Raw genomic sequence first — 24,473 nt, 5'->3', positions numbered from 1 at the left:
CCGTGGTCCGAGATCAGTCATGCGGACGGCGCCTACGGGATCTCGTCCGCTCCGTCGCGTCCTGCCGGCGGCTGCGGTTGCTGACGCCTTGTGAGCGCGCCGGCATCTTTGCGAGCGTTGGCTTTTCGTCGGGCTCGGTCGAGGAGCTCTTTCGGGTGGTGGCGGTGGTTGATGCGGGGTTTCTGCTCGGGATCGATGTGCGGCGGAGGGATCCATTGGGTGCGCCCGGCGTATTCGGTGCCCTCTGGCGCGGTGCGGGTTTGCCAGCCGCCGGGTCCGTCGTGGATCAGTGCGTGGCAGCCGTCGCATCCGAGCGTCAGGACGCCGATGTCGGTGGAGCCGCTCTTGGACCAGTCGTGGATGTGGTGAACGGCGGTCATCGTGGCGGGGGCGTCGCAGCCCGGCCGGGTGCAGCCGCCGTCGGCGGCAATCAACGCGAGACGTTGGTCGGCGGTGGCGAGGCGTTTCGATCGTCCGAGATGTAGCGGTCTGCCGTTGTGGTCGAAGAGCACGAGTACCGGGTGCGAGCGTTCGGCCATTTTCAAAGCGTCTCGAATGGGGAGGGTCCCGCCGGACGCGGTCGTGGCGACGCCGGTGGCGTGTTCGAGTTGGTCGAGGGTCATGGTGATGATCGCCGTCACGGGAAGGCCGCGGTGCGACCCGGGGATGCCGGAACCGAGGAGGGCGCGTAGTGCTTCCTTGAATGCGTCGTGGTTGCGTTGTGCGGCGGTGCGGGTGTCGCGGCCCGCGGCCGCGGCGAGGGCGTCGTGGTCGACGTTTGGGTGTTCGGCGGCGCCGGTGGGTGATTCGGGGTCGTCGGGGTTGTTCATGCCCGGTCGCGCCCATTTAGCGAGGATCGGGTCGAGTAGCGCGCGGGTTTCGGGGTCGAGGTGTCCGGAGATCGGGGTCATCAAATTCTGGTCTTGGCGACCCAACCGGATCCCGCGCAGGCGTGTGCGGTCCTTCTCGTCTGTGAGGTTGCCGTCGGGGTTCAGGTGCGCGAGCAGGTTGTGTCCGGCCTTCTCGACGTCCTCTGGTGTTGCCGAGCGCGCCAGTTCCGCCAGGATCTCCTCCGCCGTCGCGACGTCGGAACTGCTGACGGCGTGGGGGATCTTGCGGATGACCTCGCGTATCGCGCGGGCGTGGTCCGCGCCGATGTCGCCGTCGCGTTGCGCGGCAGCGGTTTCGGGCAGGTCCGCGGGTAGCGGTTGACCGGACAGCGCATGCCAGGTGCCCAGCGATTTTGCCGCGGTGACCCGCGCGGAGGCGTCGGCCGCGGAGATTCGCAGCACGGCGATGAGCAGCTTGTTGACGGACTTGTGGCCCAGTTCGCTCGGGAGTGAGCGTTCGGCCGTCTCCACGATCAGCCGGTGCCCCACCGCGTCCGCCCGGCGAAGGGACTTTTCGACCCGCTGCATGACCGAGGTCAGCTCGCCGTCCTGTAGTCGCGTCAGATCGCATTCGGTGAGCCCGTCGATGGCGGCGGTCAGTGCGGACAGGTGGCCCTGCACCTGTCCCGAGACCCCGATGCCATCATTCGAACTCATGTTCTAATGCTATCGCGGGGGTCCGACAAGCTCCCAGTACGAACGGGGCGGTCGAGGTCGCCGAGTGCCTTGATGAAGCATGTCGTTGTGGCGTCCCTGAATGTAATGTTGACCGATGGGAACGCGCACGATCGCTCGATTCCTCGGCGCCGCGATGGCGATGTCTGCGGTGCTGCTCTGCGTATCCTTCGAACCTCAGCCCGCGTCCGCCCAGCCATGCCCTGACGTCGAGGTGGTGTTCGCCCGGGGTACCGGCCAAGAGGATGGCGTCGGCACCACGGGGCTCTCATTCGTCGAATCGCTACGCTTGTTCGCGGGTGCGCGATCGATCGGGGTGTACGCCGTCAATTATCGCGCCAGCGGCAATTTTGAGGACCGACAAGCGTTCTTCCGCACCTTCGTCGCAGGGATGTGGGACATGCATTCTCGGATTCAGTTCATGGCGGCAAGCTGCCCCAACACCCGGATTGTGGTCGGGGGCTATTCACAGGGCGCGGCCGTTGCCGGTTTTGTCACCGCAACCGGAGATCCCGCCGGATCTTCTGCTGAGCCCGCCCTACCCAGCCCGTTGTCGCCAGATGTTGCCGGCCACGTCGCCGCCGTCGCCCTTTTCGGAAAGCCCTCGGATCGATTCATGCGCGACGCGGGCAATCCGCCGATCGTTGTCGGGCCGCTATTCGCTCCCAAGACAATCGATCTGTGTGCTCCCGGCGACAACATCTGCGACGGTTCCCCTCTTGGTCGCCCCAACGTCTTGCATGCGTTGTATCCCGTGAACGGGACGACCATCGAGGCCGCACAGTTCGCCGCCGGTCGCCTCTAGCCGGTCTGCCCGCCGATCGCCTTCATCATCTCGGTCGCGAGCGCCCGTTCGCCGTCGGCATTCGGGTGCACCGGGACCGGCTGCGTTGCGTTCAGCATCGGCTCGATCCAGCGCTGGCCGACGGGTTGGCAGCCGTCGCGCCCCTCCGACACCTGCGACATGTCCACGAAGGTGGTGTCCGTCTCCTGTGCCGCCCGCCGCACCGCATCGTTGAGCGAGGCCTGGAGCTCGCGAAGGTACTGCACGTCGCCGGGCGCGAGGGGCAGCTGCGGGAAGCAGCTACCGGTGGCGGGCACCAGCCACGGGTACCCGGCGATGATGACCTGGGCGCGCGGGGACCTCTCGTGGATGTCCCTGAGGGCCTTGACCAATGCGGGGTACGTCTTGGCCTCGATCGGGTCTGCGAGGCTCGTCCCGTACTGCGCTCGGCAGGGCGCCTGCGCACCCGGAGTGGAGACCATGGCGCCGATGCATGACGCCATCGCCCCCGCGAAGGTGCTGTTGTTGTTGCCGCCGATCATCAACGTGACCAGCTCGGTCGTCGGTGTCAGCGCATCGAACTGGGCGCGGGTCCCGGCGTACTGCGGCGCGTAGAAGTCCTCCGTCTTCGCCCCGCCGCAGCTGACGTCGGTGAGCCGGTAGCCCAGCTGCTGCGCGACGAGGTGGGAGAAGTTCTGCTCGGACTGCCAGCACTGTGAGATCTGAGTCGGAGCCATCGGGGACACCCCGGATCCGGCGCTGAAGCTGTCGCCGAGGTTCACGTACTCGAGTGGCTGCGACGGGGCCGCGGCCGCGGGCGATGCGAAACCCACAGCGACGGCGAGAGCGCTCGCCGCCAGCAGCCAACGCCTAGCTCCGGTTGTCACGGACATGTCGGATCCCCTCAGTCGTCTCGGTAGGGCCACCCCACTCTTGGCGACGGAAGTGATCCAGGTCTCGGTACCGCTGAGTAACGTAGACGCACGTTCAGGTGAATGGCAACCCCCCGCTCGCCGCGCGGTCCACGCAGCCCGAGCGCCTAATCCTCCGGGTGCAGAGGCAATTCCGCCCGCACCCGCCAACTCCCGTCCGGCTCCCGTCCGGTCTCGAGGTTGCCCTGGAGGACGGCCACCCGTTCCCGCATCCCCACCAGTCCGTTCCCCGAGCCCTGGGTGAACTGACTCGACCCCCTGCCGTTGTCCGTGATCTCCACCAGCACGTCCTCCTCGCGCCTGCGCACCCGGACCCGTGCCCGCGGCGAACTACCCGCGTGCCGGAGCACATTCGTCAGTGACTCCTGCACGACGCGGTGGATGCCGAGGCTGAGCGCGGGCCTGATGTCGTCGAGTTCCCCCGTCATCTCGAGCTCGACGCGCAGCCCCGCGTCGCGCATCATGTCGACGACCTTCGCCACTCCCGCCGTCCCGTGCTGTGGCATCTCGGCGGGGGTTTGTTCGGTGCGCAGCAGTGCGACAGTGCGACGCAGCTCGGCGAGCGCCTGCCTGCCGGTGCTCGCGATGTTGCCCAGTGCTCGCTCGGCGCCGTCCGGGTTGCGCCGCATGGCATACGAGGCGCCGTCCGCCTGCACCACCATGACGCTCACCGCGTGTGCGACCACGTCGTGCAGTTCGCGCGCGATGCGAGTGCGCTCCCCCGCGACCGCCTCCTCGGCCCGCCGGTCGCGGTCGTACTCGGCGACGGCCAGTCGCGCCGCGACCTCCTCGTCGTACAGCCGTCGCGCACCGAGGAACTCCGCCGTGATCCAGGACAGCGCATAGAACAGCGAGACGAATGCCGCGGTCGTCCAGAAGTCCAGGTGCAGGAGCCGGATCGCCAGTGCCGAGTCGACGGCGAGCCCGACGAGATAGAGAGCCGCGGGCCTCCTGCCGACGTAGGCGACGAGCGTGTAGAGCATCACGGCCAATCCGAGCTGGGCCACATGCGAGACCGCCTCGTCGCCGATCCAGCTGCTGATGACGGTGGTCAGGATCGAGAAACCGAGGAGGGCGGCCGCGGCAAGCACGGGATGGCGACGCCGGAAGGCGATCGGTATGCACAGCGCCAGGCCGAGCAGCACGAACAGCCATGGGGCCTGGCTGTTCGGTGCCGACAGGCCCTCGAGCACGAACAGGATCGTCGCGAGCATCGAGTCGGCGACGAACGGCTTGCCCCGCAGCCACAGGCTGAACCTCCGCATGATCACAGCCTAGGAGTTGCGGGCCGCGGCCGGTCCTGTGATTGGGTCTGACGCATGGCGTGGTTCGACTGGGGTGTGTTGATGGTGGCGGCCACCGCGGCCGGCTGGGTCGATGCGGTGGTCGGCGGGGGCGGCCTGATCCTGCTCCCGGCGATCCTGATCACCATGCCGCAGCTGAGCCCGCAGATGGCATTGGCGACGAACAAGCTGACGGCCATCAACGGCACCGCCGCCGCGGTGTTCACCTTCAGTCGAAAGGTCGCCATGCAGTGGCGACTGATGATCCCGGCCGCCGTGCTGGCCGCGGTGTTCGCCGGGCTCGGGGCGGCTGCCGTCTCGCTGATCGACAAGGCGCTGTTCATCCCGATCGTCATGGTGTTGCTGGTTGCGATCGCGGTGTTCGTCACGATGCGACCGACATTGGGCACGACGCTCGTCCATCACCAGCCCAGTCCGGTGCGGGTGTGGACGACGGTGCTGGTCGCGGGCGGCGTGATCGGGTTCTACGACGGACTCCTCGGCCCTGGCACCGGCACCTTCCTGATCGTCACCTTCGCCGTGATGCTGGGAACGGAGTTCGTGCGCAGCGCCGCGATGGCCAAGGTGATCAACCTCGGCTCCAACCTCGGCGCCCTCATCTTCTTCGCGGCCACCGGGAACGTGTGGTGGACCCTGGGACTCGCCATGGCGGCGTGCAACGTGCTCGGCGCGGTGCTCGGCGCCAGGATGGCACTTGCCAAGGGTGCGGGCTTCATTCGGATCGTGCTCCTGGTGGTGGTCGTGGTGATGGTCATCCGGCTGGGCTGGCAGCAGTTCGCCCACTAGGTAGCGTGTGACCCGTGACCGCCACCCGCGACGTCGACCCCGACTTCCTCGCCCTGCCGCTGCGCGCCCTTGCGGACGCCGCGCTGTCCGCCGCCCGGGCCGCGGGCGCCACCCACGCGGATCTGCGGGTGCACCGGTTGCTGACCCAATCGATACGACTACGGGACGGCGCCGTGCAGTCCGCGGTCGACGGCGCGGAACTCGGCGTTGCGGTGCGAGTGGTGGTCGACGGGACCTGGGGATTCGCCTCGCACGCGGAGCTGACCCCCGATGCCGCGGCCCGCACCGCGGCGCAGGCGGTCGAGGTGGCAAGGGCGCTGCGGGCGTTGAACCGGGAACGGGTGGAGTTGGCCCCGGAGCCCGTATACCCGGATGCGGTCTGGGTTTCCGGCTACGAGGTCGACCCGTTCGAGGTCCCGACGGCCGAGAAGATCGAGCTGCTCGGCGACTACTCGGCGCGGCTGTCCTCCGCCGACGGCGTGGACCACGTCACGGCGAGCGTGATGCAGGTCAAGGAACAGACCTTCTACGCGGACCTGGCCGGGTCGACCATCACCCAGCAGCGGGTCCGTCTGCATCCGCAGTTGGAGGCGACCGCCGTCGATCAGTCGGCGGGCAGCTTCGAGACCATGCGGACCCTCGCGCCCCCGGTCGGGCGTGGGTGGGAGTATCTGGGCGCCGGGGTCGGCCGGGGTTCCTGGGACTGGGCAACGGAACTCGCACGAATCCCGGAATGGCTTGCCGAGAAGGCCAAGGCGCCGTCGGTGACGGCGGGCCCGACGGACCTGGTCATCGACCCGACCAACCTGTGGCTGACCATTCACGAATCCATCGGCCACGCAACCGAGTACGACCGCGCGATCGGCTATGAGGCGGCCTACGCGGGTACCTCGTTCGCGACCCCGGACCAGCTCGGCACGCTGCGATACGGGACCGAGATCATGCACGTGACCGCCGACCGCACCGAGGAGCACGGGCTGGCCAGCATCGGGTACGACGACGACGGCGTGGGTTCGCAGCGCTGGGATCTGGTGCGCGGCGGCACCCTCGTCGGCTATCAGCTCGACCGGGTGTTCGCCCCGCGCCTCGGCCTGGACCGTTCCAACGGATGCTCCTATGCGGACTCGCCCCACCACGTCCCGATCCAGCGGATGGCGAACGTGTCATTGCAGCCGGATCCCGAGCGCGACACCTCCACCGAGGATCTCATCAGCCGGGTCGAGGACGGGATCTATGTGGTCGGCGACAAAAGCTGGTCGATAGACATGCAGCGGTACAACTTCCAGTTCACCGGTCAGCGGTTCTTCCGGATCAGGAACGGCGTTCTCGACGGGCAGCTCCGGGATGTGGCGTACCAGGCCACCACGACCGACTTCTGGGGTTCGATGGAGGCTGTCGGCGGTACCTCCACCTGGCAGCTGGGTGGCGCGTTCAACTGCGGGAAGGCCCAGCCGGGCCAGGTGGCTGCGGTCAGCCACGGTTGTCCCTCCGCGCTGTTCCGCGGTGTGAACGTGCTCAACACGCAGGCGGAGGGTGGTCGATGATGATCCAGGCGCAGGACGTGATCGAGCGGGCCCTCGCGCTCCGCACGGTGGACGAATCGATGGTGTTGGTCACCGATGCCAGCGAGGCATCGCTGCGCTGGGCAGGCAATTCGATGACCACGAACGGCGTGTCGACCTCTCGGAACTGGACCGTCATCTCGATCGTCCGCGACGCCGACGGTACGCACGTGGGGACGGTGAGCTCCAGCACGGTTGACCCGCAGCAGATCCCGGACGTCGTGCGGGCGAGCGAGGAGGCGGCGCGGACCGCCCCGCCCGCCGAGGACGCGATGGACCTCGTGCCGGATGCAGGCGTTCCCGACCAGGACTGGTCCGTGGCCGCGGCGTCGACAGGAATCGACGTGTTCGGCCGACTGGCGGGTGATCTCGCCGACGGGTTCGACGGGGCCGACGTGCTGTACGGGTTCGCGCACCATCAACTCCACACCACCTGGCTGGGCACCTCCAGTGGGGTGCGCAGGCGTTTCACCCAGCCGACCGGCTCGGTGGAGATCAACGGCAAGCGCGGTGACGCCAGCGCGTGGGTCGGCGCGGGCACCGCCGACTTCGCGGACGTGTCGGTGCCGAGCCTGCTGGCCCAGCTGACCACCAGGCTGGACTGGGCCAAGCGCACGGTCGAGCTGCCCGCGGGTCGCTACGAGACCTTGCTGCCTCCCTCCGCGGTGGCCGACCTGATGATCTACCTGATGTGGACGATGGAGGGCCGCGGCGCGGAGGAGGGACACACCGCGCTGTCGAAGGCGGGCGGAACCCGGGTCGGTGAGCGGCTCAGCGACTTCCCCCTCACCCTGCGCTCGGACCCCCGTGCGCCCGGCCTCGAGTACGCACCTTTCGTGGCGACGACGACGTCAAGCGACTCCCTCTCCCTCTTCGACAACGGCATGGATGTCGATCGGGTCGACTGGGTTCGTGACGGTACCGTCAACGCGCTCGCCTACCCCCGCCATGCGGCACAGGAGTTCGGGACTGCCGTGGCCGTGCCCGGCGACAACCTGCTGCTCACCGGCGGGGGTGCGGCGACCATCGACGAGATGGTCGCCAGGACCGAGCGCGGGCTGCTGCTGACCACGCTCTGGTACATCCGCGAGGTGGACCCGGCCACGCTGCTGCTCACGGGCCTCACCAGGGATGGGGTGTACCTGGTCGAGGACGGGGCGGTCACCGGCGCCGTCAACAATTTCCGCTTCAACGAGAGCCCGCTCGACCTGCTGCGGCGGGTCTCAGAGGTCGGGGCCACCGAGAGCACCCTCCCGCGCGAGTGGAAGGACTGGTTCACGCGCACCGCGATGCCGCCGCTGCGGATCCCCGACTTCCACATGTCGTCCGTGAGCCAGGCACAGTGATGACCCGCTGTCCCTGCCTGAGTGGTGAGACCTACGAGCGATGCTGCGGGCGGTTCCATTCCGGTGCCGCGGAGGCACCGACCGCCGAGCAGCTGATGCGGTCCAGGTACAGCGCGTTCGCGGTCGGCGACGCCGACTACCTTCTGCGGACCTGGCACCCGAGTACCCGTCCTGCGCGGCTGACCCTCGACCCCGATCAGCGCTGGACCCGGCTCGACATCCTCGGTCACACGGGCGGCGGGCTGCTGGAAAACGAGGGCACGGTCGAGTTCGAGGCACACTTCGTGCACTCCGGGCAGCGGGACTCGCTACGAGAGCACAGTCGGTTCGTGCGCGAGGACGGGCGCTGGCTGTACCTGGACGCCCTCGACTGACTCCTCGCCGCGGGATTCGCACCCGCGCCATCGGGTCCGTCGAGGAGTAACGTCCGGCACAGGCGGGAATCCCCCGCGATCGCCTCAGGCGGCGACGGTGGACTGGTTCAACTCGGACGGATACTGGCTCGGGCGGCTGCTCTTCACGGAAGGCCTCGCCGCCATCTACCTGACCGCGTTTCTCGTGGCAGCCAACCAGTTCCGGGCCCTGATCGGCAGCAACGGGATGCTCCCTGTCCCCGACTACCTGGCGACGGCGTCGTTCCGGCGGTCACCTAGCCTGTTCCACCTGTACTACTCCGATCGGTTCTTCGCCGCCGTGGCGTGGACCGGGGCCGGTCTGGCGGCCCTCACCGTCCTGGGTGTCACCGCCCGGCTTCCGCTGGCCACGCACATGTTGGTGTGGTTCGCGATGTGGCTGCTGTACCTGTCGATCGTCAACGTCGGCCAGGTCTGGTACGGATTCGGCTGGGAGTCGCTGCTGCTCGAGGTCGGTTTCCTGGCCGTTTTCCTCGGCAACGCCGACACCGCGCCACCGTTGGTCATCCTGCTGTTGCTGCGGTGGTTGCTGTTCCGGCTCGAATTCGGTGCCGGGATGATCAAGATCCGCGGGGACTCCTGCTGGCGGGATCTGACCTGCCTGTACTACCACCACGAGACGCAGCCGATGCCGGGACCGCTGAGCTGGTATTTCCACCGACTCCCCCGGCCGCTCCACCGGGCGGAGGTCGCGGGCAATCACCTGGCGCAGCTGGTGATGCCCTTCGGCCTGTTCGCTCCGCAACCGGTCGCCGCGATCGCGGCGGGGGTGATGATCGTGACGCAGCTGTGGCTGGTGGTCAGCGGAAACTTCGCGTGGCTGAACTGGCTAGCGCTGGTACTGGCGGTGTCGGTGCTGCCGGACAGCGTGCTCGGCCCGGTCCTGCCGATCGGCCCGCCCACCGAGTCCGGGACCACCCCGCCTGCGTTCGTGGTCGTGGTGATCGCGGCGGCCGCGCTGGTCCTGGTGCTCAGCTACCGGCCGGCGCGCAACCTGGCCTCGCACAGCCAGCTGATGAATGCCTCGTTCGATCCCTGGCACCTGGTCAACACCTACGGCGCGTTCGGCCACGTCACCAGGATCCGGTACGAGGTGATCATGGAGGGCACCGAGGCGCCGCACGTCACCCCCGACGCGGTGTGGCAGGAGTACGAGTTCAAGGGCAAGCCGGGCGACATCAGGCGGCGGCCCCGCCAGTTCGCTCCCTACCACCTGCGCCTCGACTGGCTGATGTGGTTCGCCGCGATCTCGCCGGGTTACGCAAGGGGTGGTTCGTCGCGTTCGCCGAGAAGCTGCTCCAGAACGACGCGGCGACCCTGGCGCTGCTCCGGCGCAATCCGTTTGCGCAGTCGCCGCCCACCTTCGTGCGAGCGCGCCTGTTTCGCTACCGGTTCAGCACCCGGCAGGAGCGCCGCGAGAGCGGTGTGTGGTGGCACCGGACCCCGGTGTCGGATTATCTGCCGGCCATCCGGCTGGCGGGCGACGGAGCGAACCGGGGCTGAACGGCCCTCGGTACCCTGGACGGCATGTCGAGCGGGGAGACCACCAGCGTACGGGTGGACAGCTGGGCGTGGTCGGTGCGCCTGTTCAAGACCCGCGCCGCGGCGGCTGCCGCGTGCCGGGCAGGCCACGTGCGTGTGAACGGGGTGTCTGCCAAACCCGCGCAGCCGGTCCAGATGGACGACGAGGTGCGGGTGCGCGTCGCGGGCACCGAACGGATAGTCGTGGTGGCCAGGCTCATCCGCAAGCGGGTCGGGGCCGCAGAGGCCGGGCTGTGCGTGATCGACAGGACACCTCCTCCTCCGCCGCGCGAGGAACTGATCGCCCTGCCCCGTCGGGATCGCGGATCCGGGCGACCCACGAAACATGAACGGCGCGAGCTGAATAGGCTGCGCGGCTTCAACGACGACTGACTTTCAGGCGCCCGCGGAATCATCTCACCCATTCTCGGTATGCGGCGCGAAATCTCGTGCCATGCTTCCCCCGCCGGTGGCGACCGCCACCGAATCGGCGTGATCTCGGAGGAGCAATCGATGATGGGTCGGGTTCGGCAGGGTTCGGTGTGGGGGCACCGTGTGGCGAAGGTTGCCGCAGCAGTGGGGCTTTCCGCGGCGTGCGCGTCGACGGGCCTGATCGGTGCAGGCGGCGCTTCGGCGCAACCGGGCCTGACGCTCGGGTGCTCGACGGAGCCGGGGCACACCACTTGCTCCTACTACAGCTTCGGCTCCGCCGAGTACTACCTCGACGTCCCCGCCGGCATCACCTCGGTCTCGGTCACCGCAACGGGCGGGAGCGGTCGCGGTGTGCAGGGTGGACGTGGCGGAACCGTCACCTCCGACCTCCCGGTGACGCCGGGACAGCGGCTGATCATCATGGTGGGCGCCGGCGGCGGGTCCGGCCTGAACTCGGGTGGCGGATTCGCCGCAGTGGCAACGCAATCGGCAGAGGGCAACTGGAACGCCGGGATGAACTCGCGCCTGCTCGTCGCGCCTGGCGGCGGTGGCGGCGGGGCAGGCGCAGGCGGTAACGCCGGGGCGTCCGCGCCGGGCGCAGGCGGCGGCCAGGCCGGATCTGACACCGCGGGCGGCGCGGCCGGCCTCGGCGGTGCCGCCGGCACGCTCGGTGCCGGGGGTTCGGGAGGGCTCCTGGGTTCGGGTGGCGGCGGCGGGTACTTCGGCGGTGGTGGCGGCGTTGGCGGTGGTGGTGGCTCGTTCCTGGTCCCGGCAGGCGGCAGCACCGGACTCGCTCCTGCCGGATCCGTTCCGACGGTCGTCATCGATTTCGACTCTTCGTACGTACTGGGTACCGGCAGCGGTTCCGGGAGCGCGGGCAGTTCCGAGGGATCCGGGAGCGCGGGGAGCTCCGGGGGTTCCGGCAGCGCGGGAAGTTCGGACGGATCCGGGAGCGCGGGTAGCTCCGGGCCCGCGTCCTAGCTCGACACCGGATCGGCCGATCCACCCGGATCGGCCGGTTCGGAGGCGCCGAGTGGAACCATCGTCCAGTTCAGTGTGCCAATGCGCCTGTATCGACGTCAGGAACGTGGCATGCTTCCAGCGCCGGTCGCAATCGCCCCGGACAAATAGAGAACTCTGCGAGGTTGTTTGATGCAAGCGCGTGTGTGGGAGGCGGGCTCGACACGGATGCGGCGCACCGTGGGACTGGCCGCAACAGTGGGCATGACGGCTGCCGTCGTGGCCGGGGTGACCGGCGGGGCAAGTGTGGCCGCCGCTGACGTGGTCGTGGGATGCACGCAGGCAGGCATCATCGTCAACTGTGCATTCAAGGTCGACGGCGAGCACGTCCTCCCCATCCCTGCGGGGGTGACCTCGGTGAAGGTGACCGCCATCGGCGAGGCGGGGCAGAACGGAGTCGGCACCGGCGGACTGGGCGGCGTCGTGACCGCGGACGTCCCCGTCACCGGTGGCACGAACCTGTACGTCCTGGTCGGCGAGGGCGGCGGCAACGGCGGCGGCTTCTCCGGAACGGCCACCGAATCGCTGAAGCAGGACCGGGAGAAGGGCCTCAAGTCGCGGACCCTCGTCGCGCCCGGCGGCGGAGCGGGCAGCCTCGGGGTCCCCGGCGCCAACGCGGGCGAGTCCGGGTCGGGCGCCGCGGGCGGCAAGGCCGGCACCGCGAACGCGGGCGGTGCGGGCGGCAGCGGGTCTCCGTCCGGCGCCTCCGGCGTGCTCGGTGACGGCGGCGCGGGTGTCAACGGCGGCGGCGACGGCGGCTCCGGCTACTACGGCGGCGGCGGCGGCGCGGCCTTCGGTGCAGGCGGCGGCGGTTCGTACCTGGTCCCCAAGGACGGCACGAAGCGGCTCGCGGCGTCCGGCGACAAGGCCAAGGTGCTCATCCAGTTCAACTCGCTGAACCCGATCATCCCGATCCCGGGTCTCCCCGATCTCAGCCAGCTGAGCTCGTCCTTCGGCAGCTGACAGGTCACCAAGTAGTCGACGAGGCCCGCACCGGCGAATCCGCCGGTGCGGGCCTCGTTCTGCATCGACCAGCTGTCAGGGTGTGGTGACGGCCAGGCCGATCGTGCCGGTCTTACCGCGGCGCAGCAGACTGCCCTTGACCGTGATCCAGCCGAGGATCCCGTACTTGCGGGTGATGACCTCGCGGGCGTGCACCGTCCCGGCATCGTCGAGCACAACCGCGGTCGCCTCGATCGCGTCACCCTTCTGATTGCCGCGCACGTCGCAGGCCGCGACCGTCACCCGAGGGTTGCGACGGATCCGCTTGACCTTCCAGGAGTCGGTGACCGTCCACAGCAGCAGGCGGTCGCCGTCGAGCGCCGCCCACAGCGGGGTCGGGACCGCCGAGCCGTCCTTGCGGAAGGTGGTCAGCAGGACGTATTTGGCGGCACCGATCTCGCTCAGCGTGGGGCTCATGCGCATCAGCCTAGGGGCAACCGGCCCGACTACTCCCCCTCGAGCTCACCTTCGGTCTCGAGGTAGACCTGTCGCAGCCCGTCCAGCGTCTGCTGCTCCGGCTGCTCCCACATGTCGCGCTCGGCGGCCTCGAGCAGCCGCTCCGCGATCCCGTGCAGGGCCCAGGGATTGGACTCGGTCATGAACTTGCGATTCTGCTCGTCCAGCACGTAGGTCTCGGCGAGCTTCTCGTACATCCAGTCCGCGACGACGTTGGTCGTGGCGTCGTACCCGAACAGGTAGTCGACGGTCGCGGCCATCTCGAAAGCGCCCTTGTAGCCGTGCCTGCGCATCGCCTCGAGCCAGCGCGGGTTGACCACCCGCGCGCGGAACACCCGGGCGGTCTCTTCCGACAGCGTGCGGGTACGGACCGCCTCGGGGCGGGTGCTGTCGCCGATGTAGGCCTCCGGCGACTTCCCGGTCAGCGCGCGGACGGTGGCGACCATGCCGCCGTGGTACTGGAAGTAGTCGTCGGAGTCGGCGATGTCGTGCTCGCGGGTGTCGGTGTTCTTGGCTGCCACCGCGATTCGCCGGTAGGCGGTGCGCATGTCCTCGGAGGCGGGCGCGCCGTCGAGGCCTCGGCCGTAGGCGTAGCCGCCCCAGGTCGTGTACACCTCGGCGAGGTCGGCGTCGTTGCGCCAGCTCTTCGAGTCGATCAGCTGCAGCAGTCCCGCGCCGTAGGTGCCCGGCTTGGATCCGAAGATGCGGGTGGTGGCCCGGCGGTCGTCACCGTGCTCGGCCAGGTCCGCCTGCGCATGGGCGCGGATGTAGTTGCTCTCGGCGGGTTCGTCCACGGCCGCGACCATCCGGACCGCGTCGTCGAGCAGCGCCAGCACGTGCGGGAAGGCGTCCCGGAAGAATCCGCTGATCCGGACGGTCACGTCAACGCGGGGCCTGCCCAGCTCCTCCAGCGAGATGACCTCCAGGCTGGTGACGCGGCGCGACGCCTCGTCCCACACCGGCCGGACACCCAGCAGGGCAAAGACTTCCGCGATGTCGTCGCCGGAGGTGCGCATCGCGGAGGTGCCCCAGACGGACAGCCCGACGGAGCGCGGGTACTCGCCGTGATCGGCCAGGTAGCGGGCCAGCAGCGACTCGGCCATCGCCTGACCGGTCTCCCAGGCCAGCCGCGACGGCACTGCCTTCGGGTCCACCGAGTAGAAGTTGCGGCCGGTGGGCAGCACGTTGACCAGACCGCGCAGCGGCGACCCGCTGGGCCCGGCGGCGATGAACCGGCCGTCGAGCGCGCGCAGCACCTGGGCGATTTCGCCTGCGGTCTGCCGCAGCCGAGGCACCACCTCCGCCGCCGCGAACTCCAGTACGGCCACCACCTGTTCGCCGTGGTCGGCGCCGATCCGTGCCGCGGCGGCCGGGTCCCAGTCCGCGGCCTGCAGGTCCGCGACAAGCCGGTGCGCGATCTCCTCGATCGCGTCGACCCGAGTACGGACCTCGTCGCCGTCCTCGCTGAGCCCCAGTGCCTCGCGCAGGCCGGGGACGGTCCGTTCGCCGCCCCACATCTGCCGGGCCCGCAGGATCGCGAGCACCAGCTCGACCTCCGCGTCGCCCTCGGGTGCCTTGCCGAGGATGTGCAACCCGTCGCGGATCTGCACGTCCTTGATCTCGCACAACCAGCCGTCGACGTGCAGCAGCATGTCGTCGAAGACGTCCTCATCCGGGCGCTCCGCGAGGCCCAGGTCGTGGTCCATCTTCGCCGCGCGCATCAGCGTCCAGATCTGCTGGCGGATCGCGGGCAGCTTCGCCGGGTCGAGCGCCGAGATGTTGGAGTGCTCGTCGAGCAGCTGCTCGAGGCGCGAGATGTCGCCGTAGCTCTCGGCGCGGGCCATCGGTGGGATCAGGTGGTCGACAAGGGTCGCGTGGGCGCGGCGCTTGGCCTGGGTGCCCTCGCCCGGATCGTTCACCAGGAACGGGTAGATCAGCGGCAGCTCGCCGAGTGCGGCGTCGGTGCCGCAGGACGCGGACATGCCGAGCGTCTTGCCGGGCAGCCACTCCAGGTTCCCGTGCTTGCCCAGGTGCACCACCGCGTCCGCGCCGAAGCCGCCCTCGTCCTGACGGGCGGCCAGCCAACGGTAGGCGGCGAGGTAGTGGTGGCTCGGCGGCAGATCCGGATCGTGATAGATGGCAACGGGGTTCTCGCCGAAGCCGCGGGGCGGCTGCACCATCAGGACCACGTTGCCGACCGGCATCGCGGCGATGACGATCTCGCCGTCGGGGTCCGCGGACCGGTCCACGTACAGCTCGCCGGGCGCGGCGCCCCAGTGCTTTTCGACGCCCTCGCGCAGGTCCTGCGGCAGTGTGGCGAACCACTGCCGATACCGCGCCGCGGAGATGCGGATCGGGTTGCCCTCGAGCTGCTCCGCCGTCAGCCAGTCCGGGTCTTGACCACCCGCCGCGATGAGCGCATGGATCAGGGCATCGCCGTCGCCTGCCGCCAGACCGGGCAGCGCGTCGTCTCCGTCGAGCGGCCCGAGGTCGTATCCGGCAGCACGCATCTCGGTGAGCAGCGCGATCGCGCTGGCCGGGGTGTCCAGGCCGACGGCGTTGCCGATGCGGGCGTGCTTGGTGGGATAGGCGGAGAGCATCAGCGCGATCCGCTTCTCCGCGAGGGGGATGTGCCGCAGCCGGGCGTGCCGCACCGCGATGCCCGCGACCCGGGCCGCCCGCTCGGGGTCGGGCACGTACGCGGTGAGTCCGTCGGCGTCGATCTCCTTGAACGAGAACGGAACCGTGATCAGCCGGCCGTCGAACTCGGGCACCGCGACCTGGGTCGCCACGTCCATCGGCGATAGGCCGTCGTCATTGGACTCCCAGGCCTCGCGGCTGCTGGTCAGGCACAGGCCCTGCAGGATGGGCACATCGAGCGCGGCCAGTTCGGTGACATCCCATGCCTCGTCGTCCTCACCCGCCGATGCGCCCGCGGGCTTCGTGCCGCCCGCCGCGAGGACGGTCACGACCATCGCGTCGACCGTGCCGAGCGTCTTCAGCAGCTCCGGCTCGGCCGTGCGCAGCGAGGCGCAGAAGATGGGCAGCGCGTTGGCGCCGGTGGCCTCGATCGCGCGGCACAGCGCCTCGACGTACTCGGTGTTGCCTGCCAGGTGCTGGGCCCGGTAGTAGAGCACCGCGATGGTGGGGCCGTCGATCTCCGTGACCGCGCCCCGCTCCAGGTGACCCCAGGTGGGGGTGTGCACCGGCGGCTCGAATCCGTACCCGGTGAGCAGCACGGTGTCGGTGAGGAAGTGGTGCAACTGGAGCAGGTTCTCGGGGCCGCCCTCGGCCAGGTACGAATGCGCCTCGGCGGACACGCCGCCCGGCACCGTCGAGTGCTCCATCAGCTCGGCATCGGGGGCGAGCTCGCCGCCCAGCACCACCGTCGGCAGGCCTGCGGCGAGGACGGCGTCGAGCCCGTCCTCCCAGGCGCGGCGGCCACCGAGGATGCGCACGACCACCAGCTCGACCCCCTCGAGCAGACCGGGCAGGTCGTCCACCAGGAGCCGGGACGGGTTCGCCCAGCGGTACTCCGCGCCGCTGGCGCGGGCGCTGAGCAGGTCGGTGTCGGACGTCGACAGCAGCAGGATCACGGTGAGGCCTCCTCGGGGTTTTCGCGCCCCATCGGTTCGGAACGGCAGCGGCGGAGGGTCTGGCTCCCCGATGCCCGCGGGCAGCGGGCGGTCGGGTGACAGTGGCGCGACCGCACCGGATTCCCACCGGTTTCCTCTCGAGCTGCCGCAAGCGCCGCTGATGCTACCGGTGCCGGGACGTAGCCTTGGAGACGATGTCCGCTGAACCGAACACCCCCGACCGTTCCCGCCCCGACGCCTGCCCAGGAGCCCTCCAGGTGCACCAGGCGGCGGACGGCGCGCTGGCCAGGGTGCGGCTGCCCGGCGGGTTCCTCGAACCCGGTCAGCTCCAGGCGCTGGCCGAGGCGTCCCGCGAACTCGCGGCCGGCGAGCTGGAGCTCACCTCGCGCGGCAATGTGCAGCTGCGCGCGGTCACCGACCCCGACCGCTTCGCCGAGCGGCTGGCCGAGATCGGCCTGCTGCCCTCGGCCACCCACGAACGGGTGCGCAACATCCTCGCCAGTCCCCTGTCCGGGCGGATCGGTGGACTGGTCGACGTGCGCGACTGGGTGCGCGATCTCGATCGCGGCCTGTGCGCCGACCCGGCGCTGGCGCAGCTGCCGGGTCGGGTGATGTTCTCCCTCGACGACGGCCGTGGCGACGTCTCGGCGCTGTCCGCGGACCTCGGTCTGCACGCCGTCGGCGCCGACGAGGTGACCCTGGTCCTGGCCGGCCGCGACTCCGGCGCCCGGATCCCCGCGGTCGACGGGGTGGCGGCGTTGCTCGAGGCCGCCCGGCACCTGCTGGAGATCCGAGGGGAGCAGTGGCGGCTGCACGAGATCGACGGCGGTCCCGAGCGGATCCTCGCCGGCCTCGGCATGCGGGCCACGGCGGAGCCCGTCGACCTGGCAGGCGACGGGGCAGGACCGATCGGCTGGCTCGATCACGGCGACGGCGGCGTCACCCTGGCCGCCGGTCTCGCGCTCGGCGCGATCCCCGCGCGCACCGCGGAGTTCCTGGCCGCCGTCGGTAAGCCCCTTGTCGTGACGCCCTGGCGATCGGTGCTGCTGTGCGACCTCGACGAATGGACCGCGGAGCAGGTCGTGCGGGTGCTCGCGCCGATGGGTCTGATCTTCGACGCCGCCTCGCCCTGGCTGCAGGTCAGTGCCTGCACGGGAAGCCCCGGATGCGCCAAGTCCCTTGCCGACGTCCGCGGCGACCTCGGTGCGGCGGTGGCGGCAGGGGAGCTGCCGGTGGAGGGCAGGCAGCACTGGGTGGGCTGCGACCGCAAATGCGGCAGGCCCCGCGGGGAGGTAGCCGACGTGGTGGCCACCGGCGACGGCTACCGGGTGGACCGACGGCCGCGCTGACCCCATATCGTGTGGCGCATGACCGACTACATCCGCGACGGCGCCGAGATCTACCGTCAGTCCTTCGCCACCATCAGGGCCGAGGCTGACCTGGGCCGGTTCCCGGCGGACGTATCGCAGGTGGTGGTGCGGATGATCCACGCGTCGGGACAGGTCGACCTGGTCGACGACATCGCGTTCACCCCCGGCGTCGTCGAATCCGCCCGTGCCGCGCTGCGGGCAGGCGCACCGATCCTGTGCGACGCGACCATGGTTGCCGCGGGGGTGACCCGCAAGCGGCTGCCCGCCGACAACGAGGTGCTGTGCGCCCTGGCCGATCCCCGTGTCCCCGTGATCGCCGAGCAGCTGGGCAACACCCGATCCGCCGCTGCGCTCGAGCTGTGGGGCGACAAGCTGGACGGCGCGGTTGTCGCGATCGGCAACGCCCCGACCGCGCTGTTCCACCTGCTCGACATGATCGATCAGGGCGCACCGCGCCCGGCCGCGATCGTGGGCGGACCGGTGGGGTTCATCGGCGCCGCCGAGTCCAAGGACGAGCTGATCGCCCGCGGCGGCTCCGAGTACCTGGTCGTCCGCGGCCGCCGCGGCGGCAGCGCGATCACCGCGGCCGCGCTCAACGCCATCGCCAGCGAGGTGGAGTGATGATGGATCACGTCACCCCCGGCAAGCTCTGGGGCATCGGGCTCGGCCCTGGCGATCCGGAGCTGGTGACGGTGAAGGCGGCCCGGATCATCGCCGAGGCTGACGTCATCGCGTTCCACAGCGCCAGGCACGGCCGCAGCATCTCGCGCGCCGTCGCGCAGCCCTACATGCGAGACGGGCAGATCGAGGAACACCTGGTCTACCCGGTGACCACCGAGACGGTCGATCACCCGGGTGGCTACCAGGGCGCGATCGACGAGTTCTATGCGGCGGCCGCGGACCGGCTGGCGAAGCATCTCGAGTCGGGCCGGACGGTGGCGCTGCTTGCGGCGGGCGACCCGCTCTTCTACAGCTCGTACATGCACATGCACAAGCGGTTGCAGGATCGGTTCGAGGCGGAGGTGATCCCGGGCGTCACCTCGATCAGCGCGGCCTCCGCGGCGCTCGGTACTCCCCTCGTCGAGCGCGACGAGATCCTCACCGTGCTGCCTGGAACCCTTCCCGTCGAGGAGCTGACCAGGAGGTTGCGGGAGACCGATTCGGCCGCGATCCTCAAGCTCGGCCGCACCTTTCCTGCCGTGCGGCAGGCGCTCACCGATTCCGGCCGACTCGCCGAGGCGAGCTACGTCGAGCGGGCCAGCACCCCCAAACAGCGGGTGATCGCGGCCGCCGAGGTGGACGAGTCACAGGTGCCGTACTTCTCGATCGCGCTGGTGCCGAGTCCGTCCAACAACCTTGCCTCCGCGGACCGGACGGCGTCGATTGCGCCGTCGACGGGATACGTCACCGTCGTCGGGCTCGGGCCAGGCGACGAGGCCTGGACCACCCCCGAGGTGCGCGCGGAGCTGGCTCGCGCGACCGACATCGTCGGGTACACCACCTACATCAACCGGGTGCCCGTGATCGACGGCCAGAACCGGCACGCGAGCGACAACAAGGTCGAATCCGAGCGCGCGGCGATGGCGTTGGACCTGGCCAAGCGCGGCGCGCGGGTGGTAGTGGTGTCCTCGGGTGACCCAGGCGTGTTCGCGATGGCCGCCGCGGTGATCGAGATGGCCGCCGACGACCAGTGGTCCGGCGTCCCGGTCCGGGTGCTGCCCGGCATGACCGCGGCCAACGCCGTCGCGAGCCGAGCCGGTGCCCCGCTCGGTCACGACTACGCGGTGATCTCGCTCTCCGATCGGCTCAAGCCGTGGGACATCGTCGCCAAGCGGATCTCCGCGGTTGCCGCTGCGGACATGGCGATCGCCGTCTACAACCCGGCGTCGCGCTCGCGCACCTGGCAGGTGGGCGCGATGCGGGACCTGCTGCTCGAGCATCGCGATCCCGCGACCCCGGTCATCATCGGCCGTGACGTCGCGGGTCCGCAGGAGAGCGTTCGGATCGTCACCCTCGGTGAGCTCGACCCCGCAGAGATCGACATGCGCTGCCTGCTGATCATCGGCTCCTCGCTGACCACCGTGGTCGACGGCGCCGAGGGCACGATGGTGTTCACGCCTCGCCGCTATCCGGCGTGATGTTCATGCGCTGAACCCGCTTGACGCGGTGGAGATCCCAGACGAACGGACGACACGCGCGGCTCTGTTGGACGATTGTCCAACAGAGCGCCCGTCAAGCGCTAGGATCGCTGAATGGGAAGTAGGCTCACTGGGGATGAGCGGCGCGCCACCTTGGTGATGAGCGCGCTGGAACTGGCCAAACGTGGCGGGATGGACGCCGTCACCATCAGGGCGGTCGCCGCGCACACGGGCGTGTCGATCGGCATGGTCCAGTACTGCTTCGAGAACAAGGAAGAGCTCGTGGTCGCGATGGCCGAACAACTCGTCCTGGAACTCAGTGGCTCGGCCCGCATCACGTTCGACACCCTCGCCGACTGGGAGCTACGTGGCCGAGAAGGCCTGTACGCGCTGATCCGAACCGGGCTCGAGTGGGGCTGGCCGGTGATCGAGGCCAACCCGGAGCGGCGACTGCTGACGTACGAGATCATGACCCAATCGCTCCGCCACCGCGAGGCCGGTTTCCCCCGGGCGGGCGCGATCGCCGTTGCCCAACGGGAACACATGACGGCAGAGGTCGCGGCCTTCATGGACGAATGTGCGCGGGCAACCGGAACCGCGTGGTCGGAGCCCGTTTCCGCGATCGCTCGTTTCGGGCTCGCGACCCTGGACGGATTGGTGCTGCGGTGGCTGGTCGATCGCGACACCGAGGGGACCAAACGGCACCTGGACGCGTTGGCGCGGGCGGTGGCGGACAAGGCGGTCGAGGTTCCCGCCGATGACGAGTCAGCCGGCGACGGCGAGTAGCCAGCGCTCCGCCTCGTCGACGCCGTCGAACACCGTGACGCCGAGCGGATTCGGCGGCCGACGCACCATCAGAACCGGTATGCCGAGCTCGCGTGCCGCCGTGAGTTTCGCGATCGTGAGCTCACCCCCGCTGTTCTTGGAGACCAGCACGTCGATGCGGTGCTCTCGCATCAGCGCAGACTCACTGCCGACGTCGAAAGGACCGCGGTCGAGCAGGAGCGTCATCCGGGCCGGGGTCGGGCCGTCGGGCGGATCGATCGCTCGGACCAGGAAGTCCGCGTCCACCGCGGCGAATCGGTCCACGCCCTGCCTGCCGATGGTGAGGAAGACCCGGTAGCCGAGCTCCGGAAGCGCTGCCGCGGCAGCCTCGAGCGAGTCGACTTCCAGCCAGCTGTCCCCCTGGCGCGGCGACCACGGCGGCCGTTGCACCACGGCGAACGGGAGTCCGGCCTCGGTCGTGGCCGCGGCGGCGTTGCTCGAGATGCGGGCCGCAAACGGGTGGGTGGCGTCGAGCACGGCACGGATGGCGTTGTCGCGAAGCCAGTCCCGCAGGCCCGTCACTCCCCCGAAACCGCCGATCCGCACCTCGCCCTCGGGGAGCCTCGGATCGCGGACCCGCCCGGCGAGCGACGAGACGACCTCGACGTCGGGCGCCTCCGACAGCCGGGCCGCCAGGGATCGGGCCTCGGAGGTACCGCCGAGGATCAGCACGCGCACCGTCGGCGCCATCAGTGGTCGGTTCGACGCCGCGAGGCCGAGTACAGGTAGCTGTCCGGGAATCCCTCGGCGCTCAGCACCCGGCCGACGATGATCACGGCGGTCTTGGTCACCCCGGCCGCGTGTACCTGGGCGGCGATCGAGTCGACGGTGCCCCGCAGGATGATCTCGTCCGGTCGGCTGGCGAATGCGACCACCGCGACCGGGCAGTCGCCGCCATAGGGGGCGCGCAACTCCTCGGCGACCTGATCGATGCGGTGCGCGGCCAGGTGGATGACCAGCGTGGCCCCGCTCGCCCCGAGGGTCGCCAGGTCCTCGCCCGGTGGCATGGCGGTGGACAGCGTCGAGACCCGGGTGAGGACGATCGACTGGGACACCCCGGGGACGGTCAGTTCGCGTCCCAGCGCCGCCGCGGCCGCGGTGAATGCCGGCACGCCGGGGACGATCTCGTAGCCGACGCCCGCCGCGTCGAGGCGGCGCGCCTGTTCGGCGACCGCGCTGTAGATGGACGGGTCGCCCGAGTGCAACCGCGCCACGTCCAGCCCGGCCCGGTCGGCGGCGATGAGGCGGTCGGTGATCTCGTCGAGGCTCAGGCGGGCGGTGTCGACGATCTCCGCGCCCTCGGGGCACATCGCGAGGAGCTCGGCGGGGACCAGGCTGCCCGCGTACAGGCACACGGGGCTCCGGCCGATGATCCGCTGGCCGCGCACCGTGATGAGGTCGGCGGCGCCGGGGCCCGCTCCGATGAAATGGACGGTCACAGGGTTGATTCCTTCTTTGTCGCGATCCACTGGGCAACGGGCAGCTGCGGCCGCCACGCGGTGAACCCACCGAGCGGACCGCCTCGATAGACCTGGAACTTTCGCAGCGTGCCGCCGTGCAGCCCGTGCCACCGCAGTACGAGGGTCTCGGATTCCGCGGTCACCGCGTTCACCACCATCCGGCCGCCGGGCCGCAGTCGGTCCCAACAGGTCTCGAACACCCCGGGCGCGGTGACGCCGCCGCCGAGGAAGATCGCGTCAGGCCTCGGCGCACCCGCGAGGGCGTCCGGTGCGGAGCCGCGGATCTCGAGCCCGGGCACGCCGAGCCGTCGCGCGTTGGTCTCGATCCGGGCCGCGCGATCGGGATCGCGCTCGAAACCGATGGCACGGCAGTCGGCGGCGGCACGCATCCACTCGATTCCGATGCTGCCCGCTCCCCCGCCGACGTCCCACAACAGCTCGCCGGGGGCCGGGGCGAGGGCGGACAGGGTCAGGGCCCGGATCTCCTGCTTGGTGAGCTGGCCGTCCGACTCGTAGGCCTCGTCGGGGAGGCCGGGCATGCGGGTCAGTCGTAGTGTCGCGACGCCCCGCGCGCAGCGGACCGCGACGACGTTGAGGGGGTCGCCGGTCGGATGATCCCAGCCATCCGCCCTGCCCCGCACGATCCGCTCACGATCGCCGCCGAGCTGCTCGAGCACGGCGAGTTCACTGGCGCCGTAGCCGTTCTCCTGGAGCAGCACGGCCAACGCAGCCGGAGTGCCCGCGTCGCGGCTGAGCACCAGGAACCGCCGATGGTCGGCCAGCTCAGGGGTGATGACCTCGACGGGCCGGTTCACCACGCTCACGACAGGGGTCTCGTGCAGCGCCCAGCCGAGCCGGGCGCAGGCCAGCGACGCCGAGGAGGGATGGGCGATCACCCGGACCCGTTCGGGACCGACGAGGTTCGTCAGGGTGACCCCGATGCCGTGGAACATCGGGTCTCCGCTGGCGAGCACGCACACCCGCCTGCCCTCGTGCTCGGCGAGCAGTCCGGGCAGCGCGGGCACGAGGGGCGACGGCCAGGGCACCCGCACGGCGTCCGATCCGTCGTCGCCGTCCGGGACCATGTCCAACTGACGGGTCGAACCCATCAGCACCTCGGCGTCGGTGATCGCGCGCTGCGCGTTCGAGGACAGCCCGGACCATCCGTCCGCACCGATGCCGACAACGGTCAGCAGCTCGGTCATCGCGGCATCCGCCGCCAGATGCGTTGTGGCAGCAGCCGCATCACGAAGATGGCCGGGCGCAGCATGCCGGGGACCCACACGCGCTCGCGGCCCCGGCGCAGCGCCTTGACCACCGCATCCGCGACCTGCCCCGGGGTGCTCGACATCGGCGCCGGGGTCATCCCCTCGGTCATCTGTCCGATGACGAAGCCGGGGCGGACCAGCAGCAGACTCACGCCACTGCCGGCGAGGGCGTCACCGAGGCCGCTTGCGAAGCCGTCGAGCCCGGCTTTGGCGGAGCCGTACACGTAGTTCGCGCGCCGAACCCGGGCGCCCGCGATCGAGGAGAACACCACGATCCGCCCCGCTCCCTGGGCGCGCAGCAGCTGCGCGAGGTGCGTGAGCACGCCGACCTGCGCGACGTAGTCGGTGTGGATGACGTTGATCGCGTGCTGGGCATCCGTCTCGGCGCGGGCCTGGTCGCCGAGGACGCCGAAGGCGAGGACCACCACGTCGATCGGGCCGAGTTCGACGATCTCCGACAGCACCCGTCCGTGGTCGGCGAGGTGGTCGGCGTCGAACTCGACGGCCTCGACCGAGGTGGCTCCGGCGGCAAGTAGCCTCTTCCGCTCGTCGTCGAGGTCCCCGCTGCGCCGCGCGGCCAGGACGACGGTCCGGCCGGGGGCGAGTCGGGTGGCCACTTCGAGGCCGATCTCGCTGCGGCCGCCGAGGATGACGACTGATCCAACACTCATGCCGTCAAGTGTGCTGGACTAC

General features: G+C 70.1%; 21 protein-coding genes, 1 pseudogene and 1 riboswitch. Of the genes and pseudogenes, 13 read left to right on the top strand and 9 right to left on the bottom strand.

From position 1 onward, the window contains the following. Positions 1-32 precede the first annotated feature (32 nt). The gene (locus BTZ20_RS13205; RefSeq protein WP_077041685.1) at positions 33-1,547 is read right to left on the bottom strand and encodes an HNH endonuclease signature motif containing protein; all 1,515 of its coding nucleotides are present in this window, start codon (positions 1,545-1,547) and stop codon (positions 33-35) included. 115 nt (positions 1,548-1,662) lie between these two features. Between BTZ20_RS13205 and BTZ20_RS13200 the strand changes: the two genes are divergently transcribed. Further along, a complete protein-coding gene (locus tag BTZ20_RS13200; RefSeq protein ID WP_077041684.1) occupies positions 1,663-2,370 on the top strand; it encodes a cutinase family protein in 708 nt (235 codons plus the stop codon). On the opposite strand, the gene BTZ20_RS13195 is transcribed toward BTZ20_RS13200, so the two are convergent. Beyond that, the gene (locus BTZ20_RS13195; protein ID WP_077041683.1) at positions 2,367-3,242 is read right to left on the bottom strand and encodes an SGNH/GDSL hydrolase family protein; all 876 of its coding nucleotides are present in this window, start codon (positions 3,240-3,242) and stop codon (positions 2,367-2,369) included. The genes BTZ20_RS13200 and BTZ20_RS13195 overlap by 4 nt on opposite strands. A gap of 146 nt (positions 3,243-3,388) precedes the next feature. Then, positions 3,389-4,546: a sensor histidine kinase gene (locus BTZ20_RS13190; protein WP_077043683.1), complete on the bottom strand. Its 1,158-nt coding sequence runs from the start codon at positions 4,544-4,546 to the stop codon at positions 3,389-3,391. A 54-nt stretch (positions 4,547-4,600) separates the two neighbouring features. Between BTZ20_RS13190 and BTZ20_RS13185 the strand changes: the two genes are divergently transcribed. From BTZ20_RS13185 to BTZ20_RS13150, 8 genes and pseudogenes are all read left to right on the top strand, one after another. Beyond that, positions 4,601-5,371: a TSUP family transporter gene (locus tag BTZ20_RS13185; RefSeq protein ID WP_077041682.1), complete on the top strand. Its 771-nt coding sequence runs from the start codon at positions 4,601-4,603 to the stop codon at positions 5,369-5,371. Positions 5,372-5,385: 14 nt separating this feature from the next. Next, positions 5,386-6,915, top strand: coding sequence for a TldD/PmbA family protein (locus tag BTZ20_RS13180; RefSeq protein ID WP_077041681.1), 1,530 nt, complete (start codon positions 5,386-5,388; stop codon positions 6,913-6,915). After that, positions 6,915-8,279, top strand: a complete 1,365-nt coding sequence (locus BTZ20_RS13175) for a metallopeptidase TldD-related protein (protein ID WP_077041680.1) — start codon at positions 6,915-6,917, stop codon at positions 8,277-8,279. Before BTZ20_RS13180 ends, BTZ20_RS13175 begins: the two co-directional genes overlap by 1 nt. Beyond that, entirely contained in the window at positions 8,279-8,653 is a 375-nt protein-coding gene (locus BTZ20_RS13170; protein ID WP_077041679.1) for a YchJ family protein, read from the top strand. Before BTZ20_RS13175 ends, BTZ20_RS13170 begins: the two co-directional genes overlap by 1 nt. A gap of 97 nt (positions 8,654-8,750) precedes the next feature. Then, positions 8,751-10,195 (top strand): annotated as a pseudogene (locus BTZ20_RS13165) (lipase maturation factor family protein). 24 nt (positions 10,196-10,219) lie between these two features. Continuing rightward, on the top strand, positions 10,220-10,606 hold the full coding sequence (locus BTZ20_RS13160; RefSeq protein WP_077041678.1) for an RNA-binding S4 domain-containing protein: 387 nt from the start codon (positions 10,220-10,222) through the stop codon (positions 10,604-10,606). Between the two features lie 120 nt (positions 10,607-10,726). Further along, entirely contained in the window at positions 10,727-11,626 is a 900-nt protein-coding gene (locus BTZ20_RS27250) for a hypothetical protein (RefSeq protein ID WP_189636466.1), read from the top strand. Between the two features lie 171 nt (positions 11,627-11,797). Next, a complete protein-coding gene (locus tag BTZ20_RS13150) occupies positions 11,798-12,628 on the top strand; it encodes a hypothetical protein (RefSeq protein WP_145982292.1) in 831 nt (276 codons plus the stop codon). A 75-nt stretch (positions 12,629-12,703) separates the two neighbouring features. Here the strand turns inward: BTZ20_RS13150 and BTZ20_RS13145 are convergent, their stop codons facing one another. After that, a complete protein-coding gene (locus BTZ20_RS13145) occupies positions 12,704-13,084 on the bottom strand; it encodes a PPOX class F420-dependent oxidoreductase (RefSeq protein WP_077043682.1) in 381 nt (126 codons plus the stop codon). Between the two features lie 29 nt (positions 13,085-13,113). Further along, positions 13,114-16,719: a cobaltochelatase subunit CobN gene (cobN, locus tag BTZ20_RS13140; protein ID WP_077041675.1), complete on the bottom strand. Its 3,606-nt coding sequence runs from the start codon at positions 16,717-16,719 to the stop codon at positions 13,114-13,116. A 57-nt stretch (positions 16,720-16,776) separates the two neighbouring features. After that, positions 16,777-16,854: riboswitch (cobalamin riboswitch) on the bottom strand. Between the two features lie 59 nt (positions 16,855-16,913). Between cobN and cobG the strand changes: the two genes are divergently transcribed. From cobG to BTZ20_RS13120, 4 genes are all read left to right on the top strand, one after another. Then, complete coding sequence (gene cobG, locus BTZ20_RS13135; RefSeq protein WP_077041674.1) at positions 16,914-18,068, top strand: precorrin-3B synthase; 1,155 nt, start codon at positions 16,914-16,916, stop codon at positions 18,066-18,068. An 18-nt stretch (positions 18,069-18,086) separates the two neighbouring features. Further along, positions 18,087-18,710 carry a precorrin-8X methylmutase gene (locus BTZ20_RS13130; RefSeq protein WP_077041673.1) on the top strand — a complete coding sequence of 208 codons (624 nt, stop codon included), beginning with the start codon at positions 18,087-18,089 and terminating at the stop codon, positions 18,708-18,710. Next, the gene (gene cobJ, locus BTZ20_RS13125; protein ID WP_411269071.1) at positions 18,710-20,227 is read left to right on the top strand and encodes a precorrin-3B C(17)-methyltransferase; all 1,518 of its coding nucleotides are present in this window, start codon (positions 18,710-18,712) and stop codon (positions 20,225-20,227) included. Before BTZ20_RS13130 ends, cobJ begins: the two co-directional genes overlap by 1 nt. A gap of 114 nt (positions 20,228-20,341) precedes the next feature. Then, the gene (locus BTZ20_RS13120; protein WP_077041671.1) at positions 20,342-21,013 is read left to right on the top strand and encodes a TetR/AcrR family transcriptional regulator; all 672 of its coding nucleotides are present in this window, start codon (positions 20,342-20,344) and stop codon (positions 21,011-21,013) included. Here BTZ20_RS13120 and BTZ20_RS13115 read toward each other — a convergent pair. Genes BTZ20_RS13115 through BTZ20_RS13100 form a run of 4 tightly spaced genes read right to left on the bottom strand, consistent with a single transcriptional unit; the run spans position 20,993 to position 24,451 of the window. Next, the gene (locus BTZ20_RS13115) at positions 20,993-21,742 is read right to left on the bottom strand and encodes a cobalt-precorrin-6A reductase (protein ID WP_083742660.1); all 750 of its coding nucleotides are present in this window, start codon (positions 21,740-21,742) and stop codon (positions 20,993-20,995) included. The two genes, BTZ20_RS13120 and BTZ20_RS13115, sit on opposite strands and share 21 nt — an antisense overlap. After that, positions 21,742-22,491, bottom strand: coding sequence for a precorrin-4 C(11)-methyltransferase (gene cobM, locus BTZ20_RS13110; protein WP_077041670.1), 750 nt, complete (start codon positions 22,489-22,491; stop codon positions 21,742-21,744). Before cobM ends, BTZ20_RS13115 begins: the two co-directional genes overlap by 1 nt. After that, positions 22,488-23,717: a precorrin-6y C5,15-methyltransferase (decarboxylating) subunit CbiE gene (gene cbiE, locus BTZ20_RS13105; protein ID WP_077041669.1), complete on the bottom strand. Its 1,230-nt coding sequence runs from the start codon at positions 23,715-23,717 to the stop codon at positions 22,488-22,490. The genes cobM and cbiE overlap by 4 nt, the downstream gene beginning before the upstream one ends. Continuing rightward, positions 23,714-24,451, bottom strand: a complete 738-nt coding sequence (locus tag BTZ20_RS13100; protein WP_077041668.1) for an SDR family NAD(P)-dependent oxidoreductase — start codon at positions 24,449-24,451, stop codon at positions 23,714-23,716. Before BTZ20_RS13100 ends, cbiE begins: the two co-directional genes overlap by 4 nt. Positions 24,452-24,473: the final 22 nt, after the last annotated feature.

The sequence above is a fragment of the Rhodococcus sp. MTM3W5.2 genome (assembly GCF_001984015.1).
Classification (GTDB): Bacteria; Actinomycetota; Actinomycetes; order Mycobacteriales; family Mycobacteriaceae; genus Rhodococcus_G; species Rhodococcus_G oryzae.
The sequence above is the reverse complement of the archived record's forward strand: the minus strand, read 5'-3'. Positions and strand labels throughout refer to the sequence as shown.

Excerpts from the sequence above, each read along its gene's own strand:
- BTZ20_RS13205 (WP_077041685.1), bottom strand. The coding sequence starts at position 1,547 with ATGAGTTCGAATGATGGCATCGGGGTCTCGGGACAGGTGCAGGGCCAC.
- BTZ20_RS13200 (WP_077041684.1), top strand. The coding sequence starts at position 1,663 with ATGGGAACGCGCACGATCGCTCGATTCCTCGGCGCCGCGATGGCGATG.
- BTZ20_RS13195 (WP_077041683.1), bottom strand. The coding sequence starts at position 3,242 with ATGTCCGTGACAACCGGAGCTAGGCGTTGGCTGCTGGCGGCGAGCGCT.
- BTZ20_RS13190 (WP_077043683.1), bottom strand. The coding sequence starts at position 4,546 with ATGCGGAGGTTCAGCCTGTGGCTGCGGGGCAAGCCGTTCGTCGCCGAC.
- BTZ20_RS13185 (WP_077041682.1), top strand. The coding sequence starts at position 4,601 with ATGGCGTGGTTCGACTGGGGTGTGTTGATGGTGGCGGCCACCGCGGCC.
- BTZ20_RS13175 (WP_077041680.1), top strand. The coding sequence starts at position 6,915 with ATGATCCAGGCGCAGGACGTGATCGAGCGGGCCCTCGCGCTCCGCACG.
- BTZ20_RS13170 (WP_077041679.1), top strand. The coding sequence starts at position 8,279 with ATGACCCGCTGTCCCTGCCTGAGTGGTGAGACCTACGAGCGATGCTGC.
- BTZ20_RS13160 (WP_077041678.1), top strand. The coding sequence starts at position 10,220 with ATGTCGAGCGGGGAGACCACCAGCGTACGGGTGGACAGCTGGGCGTGG.
- BTZ20_RS27250 (WP_189636466.1), top strand. The coding sequence starts at position 10,727 with ATGATGGGTCGGGTTCGGCAGGGTTCGGTGTGGGGGCACCGTGTGGCG.
- BTZ20_RS13150 (WP_145982292.1), top strand. The coding sequence starts at position 11,798 with ATGCAAGCGCGTGTGTGGGAGGCGGGCTCGACACGGATGCGGCGCACC.
- BTZ20_RS13145 (WP_077043682.1), bottom strand. The coding sequence starts at position 13,084 with ATGAGCCCCACGCTGAGCGAGATCGGTGCCGCCAAATACGTCCTGCTG.
- cobG (WP_077041674.1), top strand. The coding sequence starts at position 16,914 with ATGTCCGCTGAACCGAACACCCCCGACCGTTCCCGCCCCGACGCCTGC.
- BTZ20_RS13130 (WP_077041673.1), top strand. The coding sequence starts at position 18,087 with ATGACCGACTACATCCGCGACGGCGCCGAGATCTACCGTCAGTCCTTC.
- cobJ (WP_411269071.1), top strand. The coding sequence starts at position 18,710 with ATGATGGATCACGTCACCCCCGGCAAGCTCTGGGGCATCGGGCTCGGC.
- BTZ20_RS13120 (WP_077041671.1), top strand. The coding sequence starts at position 20,342 with ATGGGAAGTAGGCTCACTGGGGATGAGCGGCGCGCCACCTTGGTGATG.
- BTZ20_RS13115 (WP_083742660.1), bottom strand. The coding sequence starts at position 21,742 with ATGGCGCCGACGGTGCGCGTGCTGATCCTCGGCGGTACCTCCGAGGCC.
- cbiE (WP_077041669.1), bottom strand. The coding sequence starts at position 23,717 with ATGACCGAGCTGCTGACCGTTGTCGGCATCGGTGCGGACGGATGGTCC.
- BTZ20_RS13100 (WP_077041668.1), bottom strand. The coding sequence starts at position 24,451 with ATGAGTGTTGGATCAGTCGTCATCCTCGGCGGCCGCAGCGAGATCGGC.